A 13079-nucleotide genomic window follows, 5' to 3' on the forward strand; every position below is an offset into this window, starting at 1 on the left:
ACACACCCAGGTCCCCGAGCCCGTCGAAGGACCCGGACACACCCAGGTCCCCGAGCCCGTCGAAGGACCCGGACACACCCAGGTCCCCGAGCCCGTCGAAGGACCCGGACACACCCAGGTCCCTGAGCCCGTCGAAGGACCCGGACACACCCAGGTCCCCGAGCCCGTCGAAGGGACCGGACACACCCAGGTCCCCGAGCCCGTCGAAGGGACCGGACACACCCAGGTCCCCGAGCCCGTCGAAGGGACCGGACACACCCAGGTCCCTGAGCCCGTCGAAGGGACCAGAACCCCCTGCAGCCGCCCGGGGGCTTCGACAAGCTCAGCCACCTCCGCCCCGCTGCGCCCGAGGTCCCCGTCGAAGGGACCGGACGCTGTCGCGTCGCCGCGCCCGCGGGTGCGAGGTCGCGTACACGTCGCGCAGCGCGTCGACCGAGACGTGCGTGTAGATCTGCGTCGTCGACACCGAGGCGTGTCCGAGCAGCTCTTGCACGACACGCACGTCCGCGCCCCCCTGCAGCAGGTGCGTCGCGAACGAGTGCCGCAGCGTGTGCGGCGAAACGTGGGCGGTGAGCCCCGCCTTCTCGGCGGCGGCCTGGATGATCAGCCACGCGCTCTGACGCGAGAGCGGCGCACCGCGCACGCCCAGGAACAGCCGCGGCGTCGCCCGCCCCTTCGCGGCGAGCGCGGGTCGCACGCGTGTGAGGTAGGCCTCGACCGCCGCGCGCGCGTACGAACCGACGGGCACGATCCGCTCCTTGTCGCCCTTACCGCGCACGCGCAGCAGGTCACCGTGGGCGGTGTCGTCGACGTCGAGCTGCACGATCTCCGAGACACGGGCTCCCGTCGCGTACAGCAGTTCGAGCAACGCGCGGTCGCGCACGGCCGCCGGCTCCGCGGCGGAGGCGTCGGCCGAGCCGGGCGCGGGCCCCGCGGCATCCAGCAGCTGATCGACCTGGGCGATCGTCAGGGCCTTCGGCAGGCGGCGCGGTGCCTTGGGCGGACGCAGTCGCCCCGTGGGGTCGGCATCCGCTCGCCCCTCCCGCACGAGAAAGCGGTGCAGCCCCCGCACCGACGACTGCATCCGCGCGAGCGACGACGAGGCGGGCGGCGGCTCCGCTGAGGCGCGCTCGGCCGCGAAGTCCGCGATCAGGGCGGGCGTCACGGTCTCCACCTCGACGACGCCGCGCTCACCCAACCAGTCCGTGTAGACGGACAGGTCGCGGCGATACGCGGCCACGGTGTGGTCGGAGAGCCCGCGCTCGAGCGCGACGTGCCGGAGATAGGTCTCGACCGCGCGCTCGAGCTCCACGTCAGCGGGCGGAGGCCTCGCGGCGCAGCACCTCGGCCGCCGCGAGGGCGCCGGTGGCCAGGATGCCGTTGCGCAGGCGTCCCGCGAGCACGCCGTCGATCACGTCGGCCAGGGGCACGCGCTCGAGGCGCATGTCGGACTCCTCGTGTTCGCGCTCGAAGTCGGTCTCGACCGCCCGCAGGCCGCGCGCGAGGAAGAGGTGCACGACCTCGTCGTTGCCGCCGGGGGTCGTGTGCATCGACACGAGGTGCTGCCAGCGGTCGGCGGCGAGATCGGCCTCTTCGGTCAGCTCGCGCTTGGCGGTCTCCATCGGCGGCTCGCCCGCGACGTCGAGGAGTCCGGCCGGGATCTCCCAGTCGCGCTCCTTGATGGGGTGGCGGTACTGCTGGATGAGCACGACGCGCTCCTCGTCGTCGATCGCGACGACCGCCGCGGCCCCCGGGTGCTCGACGTACTGGCGGGTCATCTCGCCGTCGCCATAGCGCACGGTGTCGGAGCGCACGTCCCAGACCGCGCCCTCGTAGACCAGGTCGGTCGAGACGATCTCGAGGTCGACCTTCTCGTCGCGCAGCTCTTCCATGTCAGTCCTCCTCGACGTCGAACAGCTCGCTCGAGCGGTGACGCTCGAGGGCCGCCCCGACCAGACCGCGGAACAGCGGGTGCGGCTCGGTGGGGCGCGAGCGCAGCTCGGGGTGCGCCTGCGTCGCGATGTAGTACGGGTGCACGTCGCGCGGCAGCTCGACGAACTCGACGAGGTCGAGGTCGGGGTTGAGGCCTGAGAACACCAGGCCCGCGTCACTCAACTGCTGGCGGTAGGCGTTGTTGACCTCGTAGCGGTGGCGGTGACGCTCCGAGATGTCGTTCGATCCGTAGAGGTCCGCGGCGAGCGAGCCCTCGGCGAGCGCGGCGGGGTACAGACCCAGGCGCATCGTGCCGCCGAGGTCGCCGCTTTCGAGGATGTCGACCTGCTCGGCCATCGTCGCCACCACCGGGTGCGCGGTGTCGGGGTCGAACTCGCTCGACGATGCACCCTCGAGCCCGGCGACGGTGCGGCCGTACTCGATGACCATGCACTGCAAGCCGAGGCAGATGCCCAGCGTGGGGATGCCCTGTTCGCGCGCGAACCGCAGCGCACCGAGCTTGCCCTCGATGCCCCGGATGCCGAAACCACCGGGAACGATGATGCCGTCGACCGCGCCGAGGGCCTTGGCCGCGCCGTCGGGCGTCTCGCACAGGTCGGAGGGGATCCACGTGATCTTGACGTGGGTCTCCTGGCCGAAGCCACCGGCCTTGATGGCTTCGGTGACCGAGAGGTACGCGTCGGGCAGGTCGATGTACTTGCCGACCAGGCCGATCGTGACCTCGTGCTTCGGGTTGTGCACGGCCTGGAGCACGCGGTTCCAGCGCGTCCAGTCGACGTCCGCGGCCTTCGAGATCTCGAGGGTGTCGACGATGTAGGCGTCGAGGCCCTGGTCGTGCATCATCGACGGGATGTCGTAGATGCTCGGCACGTCGATCGCGTTGACCACCGCGTCTTCGTCGACGTCGCACATGAGCGCGATCTTGCGCTTGTTCGACTCGGTGACGGGGCGGTCGCTGCGCAGCACGAGGGCGTCGGGCTGGATGCCGATGGAGCGCAGCGTCGCGACGGAGTGCTGCGTGGGCTTGGTCTTCTGCTCACCCGAGGCGCCCATGAACGGCACGAGAGAGACGTGCACGAAAAAGACGTTCTTGCGGCCGAGTTCGTGACGGATCTGGCGCGCCGACTCGATGAAGGGCTGCGACTCGATGTCGCCGACCGTTCCGCCGATCTCGGTGATGATGACGTCGGGCTGCGGCTTCTCGCTGGCCTGCAGGCGCATGCGGCGCTTGATCTCATCGGTGATGTGCGGGATGACCTGCACGGTGTCGCCGAGGTACTCGCCGCGGCGCTCACGGGCGATGACCTGCGAGTAGATCTGGCCCGTGGTGACGTTCGCGGCCTGGCTGAGCTCGATGTCGAGGAAGCGCTCGTAGTGACCGATGTCGAGGTCGGTCTCGGCGCCGTCGTCGGTCACGAAGACCTCGCCGTGCTGGAACGGGTTCATCGTTCCGGGATCGACGTTGAGGTACGGGTCGAGCTTCTGCATGACCACGCGCAGACCGCGTGCCGTGAGGAGGTTGCCGAGGCTTGCCGCCGTCAGGCCCTTCCCCAGGGAGGAGACCACGCCTCCGGTGACGAAGATGTGCTTCGTCGTGAAAGTCGTGTCGTCTGAATGTCCCGCGTCCGAAGTCTTCATCACGGGCTTCGATCCTATCAGTCAGTGGTGAGAACTGGTCAGCGCGTCGCCGCACTCTTGCGTCTCGGGCGTGCCGGATGCCGAGGGCGCTCGCCCGGCGCGGAGGTGCGGCGCGTCCGGATGAACGCGAAGACCCCCACGACGATCGACACGACGAGCGGAACGAGCACCACAGGCAGGATCGGGTCGTCGTCGGACGCCTCCCCCGCGGCCCAGCCCACGAGGAACATCTGCGCGATCGTCAGGCTGGGCGGCATCCATCGTGCGAGGTCGCGTTGCACACCGATCCGGCCGCGCGCGAGGCTTCCGACCAATCCCAGCACCACCGCGAGCAATCCCAGGACCGGCCCGAGCGCCCAGGGCAGACCGATCCACAGCGCATGGCCGATCCCCGGTGCGGGAGACGCGGCGAACGTCCCCTCCGCGAAGCGGAGCTGCACGCCGCCGTAGCCGTCCGGCCACAGACTGTCGGACTCGTACTCGTCGTCGACGTTCTCGTCGAACGCCACCACCGCCTGGTCACCGCGTCGTAGCGTGTCGCCGAACGGGATCGGCGGCTCGTCGGGTCGGTTCGGGGTCCCGTCGAGCCATCCCGAGCCGTCGGTGAGGCTGTCGGCGAGTTCGTCCGAGAGGGTCAGGCTCATCCGCAGTCGCTCGGTCTCGAGATCGGGGAGCTGCCACGTCCACGTCCACCGGGGCATCAGCGCCGTCCACGTGAGTTCCTCGACGGCTGCCCCGTCGGCCTGCGCCGCCACCACCGGTCGATCGAGCGTGTATCGGACCTCGACGTCGTGCTCGCCCTCCCAGTCGTCGGGCAACCGGCTCTGCACGACCGCGTACCCCATCCGTCGCGTCTGCTCGAAGGGCACCGCTCGACCGTCGACGGTGATCTCCTGCACGCGCAGCCCCTGGTCGTGGCCGTCGACCACGTCGCGCCACGCGCGCGTGACCTGAGGCACGGCGCGCAGATGCGCCGCGACGTCCGCCCGCAGGCGCTCCACCACGTCGAGACGCGCGGAGCCGTCGTCCGAGCGGACGAGCGTGGCGTCGAACCGGGCGTCGGTGACGGCGACGCCGTACGACCCGTCGAGATCGTCGAGCACGTCGCTCTGGTCGGGCGGCGGGCTCGTCGGCGACGCCGTCAGGAACGCGAGCGCGACGGCTCCGCCCACCACGGCGACCGCCGCGAAGCGCACGCCGAGCCGACCCGCGCCGAAAAACGTCGGATCGGCTCCGGCTCGTCGGCCGATGCCTTCTCGGGCCAACAGGTTTCGGACGAGGCGGCCGGCTGCCCGCGGACGCGCGAACATCACCACGTAGGGCAGATCGACCGAGCGCAGCGTCGCCCGCTCCGCGGCCAGCGTCTGATCGAGGTGCAGGCGCTGGCCGAGCAGGTGTTCGCGCGCGAGGGCGCCCTCGCGGGTCAGCGGACGGGCGCTCAGTGCGATCGCGATGACGGCGACGGCGAGGATCGCTCCTGCCACGGCGGCCACCGGCGGCCACCACTCGAGCGTCAGCGCGCGTTGATGCGACAGCTGCCGGGCGAGCCCGAACTGCAGGGCGGTCAGCGCGATCGCCCCGCCGAGGAAGGCGTCGCGCACGAACCCCCGCGGAACCCGCCGCAGACCGTCGTCGAACTGCGCGCGCCACGCGGGCGAGAAGCGGAACGCCCGACCCGCCGGAACGAGATCGCCCCAGCGTCCCGCGCGATAGCCCGCTCGCGCGAGACGCCGCGTCAGCCGCGGGTCTTCCGGCGAGCGGCGCCACGCCTCGAGGGCTTCGGCGAGCGCTGCGGTCCGCCGTGCTCCCCACAGGCGCGCGTCGAGCGCCACCGAGCTGCCTCTGCGGCGCTGCGACTCGGGCACGAACCAGGCGCGCCCGCGCGCATCCCCCCACGCGACGGCTCGCGCCGCGAGTGCGAACAGCACGCCCACCGCGAGCAGCAGCAGCGGGACGAACGGACCGTAGGCCTGCACGTAGAACAGAGGCGAGGGCCCCGGCATGGCGAGCGTCCCGGGCGCGAAGCGCAGGGTGAACCAGAACGAGCCGTAGGGCGGGATGTTCTGGTCGTTCGAGACCTCGTACACGAGGGGGTCGGATGCCGCGTCCTCCGGCTCCAACGTCGTCGACCCGCTCACCAGCAGCCAGGCGATCCCCGATGTGGGCTGACGGGCGTAGGTCGCGGCGAGGTCGCGCGGCACGCTCACGCGCAGAGAACTCCCCGCGACCCCGTGCGGCCAGTCCGGCCCGAACACGTCCCACTCGAGCACCTGATACGACTGCTGCGACGACGGATCGCTGTCGTCGTAGGCGAGGTCGCGCAGGTCGTAGCTGAGCACGACGTCATGGGTGCCGGTGAGCCGCTCGCCGGCGTCGATCGTGTAGGTCGTGCGGGTGGGGCCGGCGCTTGTGCGCGCCTCGACGATCGCATCGTCGAGCCTCGCCTCGCGCAGCTGCGGACGCAGATCATGCCCCTCGTACTGGGAGGCGACGACACGCTCGATCGCGTGCTCGTCGACGTCGTCGGGGAACACCGCCGTGAAGCGTTCCTCTACCTGGGCGACCAGCCGCCCTTCGTCGTCGCGAACGACCACGTACTCAGCCGAGAAGTCCTTCGCGAACCACGTGCTGGTCGCGTCCTTCGCCGACGAGGTGATGTCATCGAAGGTCAGCGGGGCGTTCAGGACCGGTCCGACCAGGAGCAGGATCCCGAGCGCGGTCACCGCCGCCCAGAACACGCGGATGCCGGTGCGCAGCCGATGGCCGCCGTGCGACCGCAGCCATGCCTCGAGTCGTTCCAGCAGCCGCGACAGCGCGAGCCAGAGCGGCGTGTGCTGGGGTGCGGGAACGAGCGTCGCCTCCGGCGGCGCCTGTCTCGCGTCGTCGGGGGCGTCGGTCATCGCGATCGCCCGGTCTCCAGCAGCTCGCGGGCGTGGGTCAACGCGGCGTCGGAGTCGCTCAGTCCGGAGAGCAGACGTGCCATCTCCGCTTCGCGCTCCGCACCGTCGAGGCGGCGGACGCTCGACGCCGTGACCGACCCGTCGTTCGCCTTCACCACGCTGAGGTGGTTGCCGGCGAACGCGGCGACCTGCGCGAGGTGGGTGACCGCGATCACCTGCGACGACTCCGCGAGACGCGCCAGACGGCGTCCGACCTCGATGGCCGCAGCCCCTCCGATGCCCGCGTCGACCTCGTCGAACACGAAGGTCGGAACGGGGTCGACCCCCGCGATCACGACCTCGATCGCCAGCATCACCCTGCTGAGTTCGCCACCGGACGCACCCCGTGACACCGGTCGCGGATCCGCGCCCGGATGCGGGGCGAGCAGAATCGACACCTCATCACGCCCATGGGCGGCGGGAGCGGCCGGGCTTACCTGGACGGTGAGCGTGGCGTCGGGCAGGGCCAGCGCGTGCAGCTCTTCGGTGACGAGCGAGCCGAGGCGGAGAGCAGCGTCTTCTCGAGCGGCGGTGAGGGCGGCGGCCGCGGTGTCGAGCTCGGCGGCGGCGGCGTCGCGCTGCGCCGCGAGTCTCTCGAGGCGGTCTCCGTCGTCGTCGAGCTCGACGAGGCGGGCGGATCCCGTCTCCAGCAGGCCGATCGCGGCATCGACCGAGCCGTGCGCGCGCACGAGCGCGGCGAGAACCCCGCGACGCTCATCGACGGCTGCCAATTCGTGCGGACCCGATTCGTCGAGGTCGGCGAGGTACCCCGACAGCGCGACCGAGGCGTCCGTCGCGCGGTAGCCGAGTTCGGCGACCTGCTCGGCGATCGCGGCGAGGTCGTCGTCGCTGGCGGCGATGCGCTCGAGCGCGCGACGGGCTTCGGCGAGCAGGGTCACGACGTCGGGGGAACCGTCGTCGTTCGACAGGGCGGCGTGCGCGGTGACCGCGGCGATCCGCAGCTCTTCGGCGTTCGCGAGGCGCTCGGCACGCTTGGCCAGTTCGTCCTCTTCGCCGGGCTGCGGGGCGATCGCTTCGATCTCGGTGATCGCGGCACGCAACCGCTCCGCTTCGCGCGCGCGTTCGTCGCGGTCCGTCGTGAGCGTCGTCAGTTCGGCATCGAGGCCGCGCCACTCGTCGAAAGCCGCGCGATAGGCGGAGCGCGCGGCCGTCACCGCTTCGCCTCCGAAGCGATCGAGGGCATCGCGCTGGGCCGACGCCGAACGCAGCCGCAGCTGGTCCGACTGGCCGTGCACCACCACGAGATCGTCGGCGAGATCGGCCAGGACACCGGCGGGAGCCGTGCGGCCGCCGACCGTGGCGCGACCGCGCCCTTCGCTCGAAACGGTGCGCCCGAGGTAGAGCTCGGCGTCGCCGCTGCCGACCGGCTCGACATCGCCTCCGGCTTCGCGCACGCGCGCCGCGACGGGGCCGTTCTCGGGCACGAGCCACACGCCTTCGACGGCGGCCTGAGCCGCGCCGGAGCGCACGGCGCCGGAGTCGGCGCGGGCCCCCAACAGCAGACCGAGACCCGTCACGACCATCGTCTTGCCCGCGCCCGTCTCACCGGTGATCGCGGTGAAGCCGCGGCCGATGGGCAGGGTCGCATCGGCGATCACGCCGAGGTCGCGCAGACGCATCTCCTCGATCACGAAACGCCTCCGGCCATTCCGCGCCACCCGGTGACGGGGAGGCGGAACTTGCGGACGAGCCGGTCGGTGAACGCGGCGGGGTGCAGACGGGCGAGACGCACCGGACGCGAGGAGCGGCGCACCATCACGCGCGCGCCCGGGGGAAGCTCGTGCGAGCGTCGCCCGTCGCACCACAGGATGCCACTGCCGCTCGTGCGCTCGAGCACCTCGACCGCTACCATCGCGTCGGGGCTCACGACCAGCGGCCGGGCGAACAGTGCATGGGCCGAGAGCGGGACGACGGCGATCGCCTCGACCGTGGGCCAGATGACCGGGCCGCCCGCCGAGAAGTTGTAGGCCGTCGATCCGGTCGGCGATGCGACGACGATGCCGTCGCAGCCGAACGACGACAGCGGTCGGCCGTCGACCTCCATGACGACCTCGAGCATGCGCTCCCGGCTGGCCTTCTCGACGGTCGCCTCGTTCAGCGCCCACGTCTCGAAGATGACCTCGTCGTCGGCGTCGAGCACGCGCACCGCGAGGGCTAACCGCTCTTCGACCGAGTAGTCGCGCGCGATCACTCGATGCACCGCGTCATCCATGTCGTCGCGCTCGATCTCGGCGAGGAAGCCGACGTGGCCCATGTTGATGCCGAGGATCGGGGCGGTCCCGCCGCGGACCATCTCGGCCGCCCGCAGGATCGTTCCGTCGCCGCCGAGCACGATCGCCAGCTCGACGTCGTCGATGCTCACGTCTTCACCGAGCGTGGCGACGCCGTCGAGCGAGAGGCGGTCGGCGAGTTCGGGGCGGTCCTCGGCCGACACCACCGGCGTCGCGCCTGCGGCCCGCACGGCGGTGAGGATGCGTTCGGCGGCGTGGACGGTGTCGTCACGGCGCGCGTGGACGACGAGGAGGATACGGCGATCGCTGGGGGTCATCGGCTTCCGGTCAGTCGGGTCACGGTGCTCTCCCATTGTGAGGGGTCGGTGCCCTGTGCGGCCGAGAACCACGCGACGTACTCCTGGTTGCCGTGCGTTCCCACGATCGGCGAGGCGACGAGTCCTGCCGTGCGGAGTCCGGCGTCCCACGCCGCCCAGAGCACGCCGTGCACCGCGTCGGAGCGCAGCGCCGGATCGGTCACCAGACCCCCCTTCACCGCGGTGCGGCCGACTTCGAACTGCGGCTTGATGAGCAGCACGACGTCGGCGTCGGGCGCGGCCGTCGCCACGACCGCGGGAAGCACGTGGTGCAGCGAGATGAAGGACAGATCACCGGTCACCACGCGGGGGCGCTCGGCGACGCGCGTGGCGGCGGCGAGGTTCTCGGCGGTCATGAACCGCACGTTATACCCCTCTACCGACACCACGTCGGGGTCGGATGCCACGACTGTGGACAACTGCCCGTGCCCGACGTCGACGGAGAGGACGGGACGAGCGCCTCGCTCCCGCAGGACCTGCGTGAATCCGCCTGTCGATGCGCCCATGTCGAGCGCGACGGAGCCCTCGACCTCGAGGGAGAAGGCGTCCAGAGCCGCGAGGAGCTTGTGCGCACCGCGACTGACGTAGTGGTCGGTGCCGGCGACGACGATCTCGCTGTCTTCTCCCACGGGCGCCGAGGCTTTCACCACTGCGCGGCCGTCGACGGTGACGAGGCCGCCGGCGATGAGCTGGGCGGCGTGCGACCGGGAGCGCGCGAGACCGCGCGAAGCGAGCTCGGCGTCGAGGCGCGCCGTCACGGTCGCGACGCCGACGGGTCGCTCGGAGCGGATTCCAGGCGGCGGGCGAGCTCGTCGTGCAGCGCGGCGAAGGCCTGCGCGCGCATGTCGAGAGGCTGCTCTTCGATGAGACGCAGCCGATCGATCAGCTCGGGAGCGGCATCCGGGGCGGTGTCCGACATGGATGCCATGCTACCGAGGTCAGCGCACGCGGAACGGGTCGGCGTAAAGTCGCTCCGGAACGCGGAAGCCGAAGATCGCGCGACCGGAGTTCCAGATGGCCGCGGCACCGGCGCGCAGCAGATCGATCTGACGGTCCCCCGCCGACACGATGCGCAGGTCGACCCCGTCGATCTCGACGATCGCATCACCGACGCGGGTGCGCTCGCCCTTGACGACGGTCGCGGGATACGGCTCGAAGAGCTGACGGAGGTCCTCCACGATGTAGTCCGGCCGCTGCGAGGGCGGTGCGGCGAGCACCTGCTTGGGGCGATCGATGCCGGTGAGCACGAGCAGCGACTTCATCTCGGCGGTCAGCGCACCCTGGATGTCGGTGTCCAGTCGGTCGCCGATGAAGAGCGGGCTCTCGGCTCCCGTGCGCGTGACGGCCTCGTCGAAGATCGGGCGCTCGGGCTTGCCGGCGATGGTCGCGAGGCGACCGACGGCGGTGTGCACCGCAGACACGAGCGTGCCGTTTCCCGGCGCGATCCCGCGCGCCTGCGGGATGGTCCAGTCGGTGTTGGTCGCGACCCAGGGGATCCCGCCCTCTTCGATGGGCGTCGCCAGGGCGTAGGCCGCTTCGGCGAGCTGCGCCCATCCCACCTCCGGAGAGAACCCCTGCACCACGGCAGCGGGAGAGTCGTCGGCGCTGCGCGTGACGACGAACCCCGCCTTCTCCACCTCGACGACGAGTCCCTCGCCACCGATGACCAGCAGAGTCGACCCCGCCGGCACGAGGTCGCGCATGAGGCGCATCGCCGCCTGCGGGCTCGTGGTGACATCGGAGGGCGTCACGTGCAGACCGAGCGAGGTCAGGTGCTCCGCGACCGACGCGTCGGTGCGCGATGCGTTGTTGGTGATGTACCCGAGGCGGCGCCCCTCCTGCTGGGCGCGGTTCAGGCTGTCGACGGCGTGCGGCAGTGCTCCCGGCCCTGCGTACACGACACCGTCGAGGTCGGCGAGCACGACGTCGACTCCGTCGAGCGGCGTCGGGTCGGCTCTGCCGCGCCCGAAGATCATCGGGCGTCCTCCGCCTCGTCGTCCTCAGCGTCGGAGTCGGCGGCATCCGCGTCGGTGCCGTCAGCGTCAGAGTCAGCGGTGTCGACGTCGGGCTCGGTCACGTCGGCGGGTTGGGCCTCGTCGGCGGACTCCACGTCGTCGGTGGATGCAGCCTCATCGTCGGCGACGGGGATGACACCGGATGCCACCTCCACCCCGCCCTCGTCGTCGATCAGGTCGATCTCCTCGACCACGATCACCTCGCGGTCGGCCACGCCTGCGGCGGCGTCGAGCGCGTCCGCGGCGACCTCTGCGCGTCGTTCCCACTCGGCGGCCTCGTCGAGACGACCGAGTTCCTCGAGCACGGCGGCGCGGGCGGAGAAGAGCGCCGGGCTCCATTCGAAGGCACGGTCGGGGTCGGCCTCGGGGATCTCGAGCTCCTGAAGCGCACGATCCGCCTGGCCCAGGTCGAGGCGGGCGCCCGACATCGCGATCGCCAGCTGCACGCGCACCGACGTCGAAAGGGTGGAGCGATCGACAGCGCGTCCCTCCTCAAGTGCACGGTCGGGACGACCGACCCCGCGCTCGCTGTCGACGATGAGGGGCAGCTGCTCGTCGGAGCCGGTGATACGGCGATGGGTGCGGAGTTCGCGCAGCGCGAGTGCGAAGTCGCCCACGGCGTAGGCCGTGATCGCCACGGTCTCACGCACGACGCCGACACGGCCGGCGCTGCGCGACGCGGCGAGGGCGTGCGCATGGGCCAGCGCCGGGTCTTCGTCGATCACTCGTGCCGCCATCGCGAGGTGACGTGCGACGTTGTCGGCGTTGTCCTTGCTGAGAGTTTTCAGCTCATTGCGGGCCGCACCCGGAAGGTCGTACGCAGTGACGTCTTCCGGCAGCTCGGGTCCGCGTTCGCGCTGGTCCTGCGGCGGGCGCGTGGTCCGTGCGTCATCGCGATCGAAGCGACGCGGCGCTCCCGCACCCGGGCGGCTGTCGCGCGAGGGACGGCGATCGCCACCGCCGAAGCCGCGGGACTCACCGCCGCGGTACGACGGCCGGTCGCCGTCCTGCCGGAAGGGCCGGTCGCCATCCCGGCGCTGCGGGCGGTCACCGTCGCGGCGGAAGGGACGGTCACCCTCACGCGGCGGACGGCTTCCACCGTCACGCTGGAAGGGACGATCGCCGTCACGACGAACGGGGCGATCACCATCGCGGGGCGGACGGCTCCCGCCATCACGCTGATACGGACGGTCGCCGTCACGGCGGAAGGGACGGTCACCCTCACGCGGCGGACGGCTTCCACCGTCACGCTGGAAGGGACGATCGCCGTCACGACGAGCGGGGCGGTCACCATCACGCGGCGGACGGCTTCCGCTGTCGCGCTGGAAGGGACGGTCGCCGTCTCGACGAACGGGCCGCTCACCATCACGACGGAACGGACGATCGCCATCACGCGGCGGACGGCTCCCGTTGTCGCGCTGAAAGGGACGGTCGCCGTCTCGACGAACGGGCCGCTCACCATCACGACGGAACGGACGATCACCATCACGCGGCGGACGGCTTCCGCCATCACGCTGGAACGGACGATCGCCGTCACGACGAACGGGCCGCTCACCATCACGACGGAACGGACGATCGCCATCACGCGGCGGACGGCTCCCGCCATCACGCTGGAACGGACGATCACCGTCGCGGCGAACGGGCCGCTCACCATCACGACGGAACGGACGATCGCCTCGAGGAGCCGACCCTCCGCCGGAGGACTGTCCACGTCCGGACGCGCGGTCGCCCGAGCGCCCTTCGTTGCGCTTGCGATCGTTCGCGTCGTCCGTCGACATGACTGTCCTCCTCAGGGTAAAAGTACCCGTAAATGCGAAATGGCCACCCAGCTTTGGGTGGCCATTTCGACTTAAAGGAAGTCCGGCGGTGTCCTACTCTCCCACAGGGTCCCCCCTGCAGTACCATCGGCGCTGAGAGGCTTAGCTT

General features: G+C 71.2%; 11 protein-coding genes, 1 rRNA gene and 1 pseudogene. 1 reads left to right on the top strand and 12 read right to left on the bottom strand.

Going from position 1 to position 13079, the window contains the following annotated elements; all coding sequences use genetic code 11:
* The 11 genes and pseudogenes from RWH43_RS11690 to RWH43_RS11740 form a co-directional block, all read right to left on the bottom strand.
* Positions 1 to 256: pseudogene (locus RWH43_RS11690) on the bottom strand (hypothetical protein); the annotation flags it as partial.
* Between the two features lie 66 nt (positions 257 to 322).
* A complete protein-coding gene (gene xerD / locus RWH43_RS11695) occupies positions 323 to 1312 on the bottom strand; it encodes a site-specific tyrosine recombinase XerD (protein WP_316001561.1) in 990 nt (329 codons plus the stop codon).
* 1 nt (position 1313) lies between these two features.
* On the bottom strand, positions 1314 to 1892 hold the full coding sequence (locus RWH43_RS11700; protein ID WP_144832053.1) for an NUDIX domain-containing protein: 579 nt from the start codon (positions 1890 to 1892) through the stop codon (positions 1314 to 1316).
* A gap of 1 nt (position 1893) precedes the next feature.
* Positions 1894 to 3591: a CTP synthase gene (gene pyrG / locus RWH43_RS11705; protein WP_316001562.1), complete on the bottom strand. Its 1698-nt coding sequence runs from the start codon at positions 3589 to 3591 to the stop codon at positions 1894 to 1896.
* 38 nt (positions 3592 to 3629) lie between these two features.
* On the bottom strand, positions 3630 to 6491 hold the full coding sequence (locus RWH43_RS11710) for an amino acid adenylation domain-containing protein (RefSeq protein WP_316001563.1): 2862 nt from the start codon (positions 6489 to 6491) through the stop codon (positions 3630 to 3632).
* Entirely contained in the window at positions 6488 to 8182 is a 1695-nt protein-coding gene (gene recN, locus RWH43_RS11715) for a DNA repair protein RecN (RefSeq protein WP_144832045.1), read from the bottom strand. The genes RWH43_RS11710 and recN overlap by 4 nt, the downstream gene beginning before the upstream one ends.
* Positions 8179 to 9099: an NAD kinase gene (locus RWH43_RS11720; protein WP_144832042.1), complete on the bottom strand. Its 921-nt coding sequence runs from the start codon at positions 9097 to 9099 to the stop codon at positions 8179 to 8181. Before RWH43_RS11720 ends, recN begins: the two co-directional genes overlap by 4 nt.
* A complete protein-coding gene (locus RWH43_RS11725; protein ID WP_144832039.1) occupies positions 9096 to 9896 on the bottom strand; it encodes a TlyA family RNA methyltransferase in 801 nt (266 codons plus the stop codon). The genes RWH43_RS11720 and RWH43_RS11725 overlap by 4 nt, the downstream gene beginning before the upstream one ends.
* Positions 9893 to 10057 (bottom strand): hypothetical protein, encoded by a 165-nt coding sequence (locus RWH43_RS11730; RefSeq protein ID WP_186325477.1) that lies wholly within the window; start codon positions 10055 to 10057, stop codon positions 9893 to 9895. Before RWH43_RS11730 ends, RWH43_RS11725 begins: the two co-directional genes overlap by 4 nt.
* A 19-nt stretch (positions 10058 to 10076) precedes the next feature.
* Complete coding sequence (locus RWH43_RS11735) at positions 10077 to 11114, bottom strand: HAD-IIA family hydrolase (protein WP_316001564.1); 1038 nt, start codon at positions 11112 to 11114, stop codon at positions 10077 to 10079.
* Complete coding sequence (locus tag RWH43_RS11740) at positions 11111 to 11878, bottom strand: hypothetical protein (RefSeq protein ID WP_260979723.1); 768 nt, start codon at positions 11876 to 11878, stop codon at positions 11111 to 11113. The genes RWH43_RS11735 and RWH43_RS11740 overlap by 4 nt, the downstream gene beginning before the upstream one ends.
* On the opposite strand from RWH43_RS11740, the gene RWH43_RS11745 reads away from it, so the two are divergent.
* Positions 11849 to 13006, top strand: coding sequence for a hypothetical protein (locus tag RWH43_RS11745; RefSeq protein ID WP_316001565.1), 1158 nt, complete (start codon positions 11849 to 11851; stop codon positions 13004 to 13006). The genes RWH43_RS11740 and RWH43_RS11745 overlap by 30 nt on opposite strands.
* Before the next feature lie 5 nt (positions 13007 to 13011).
* Here RWH43_RS11745 and rrf read toward each other — a convergent pair.
* Positions 13012 to 13079 (bottom strand): 5S ribosomal RNA (rrf, locus tag RWH43_RS17705); the annotation flags it as partial.

It is taken from the genome of Microbacterium algihabitans, assembly GCF_032464975.1.
Classification (GTDB): Bacteria; Actinomycetota; Actinomycetes; order Actinomycetales; family Microbacteriaceae; genus Microbacterium; species Microbacterium algihabitans.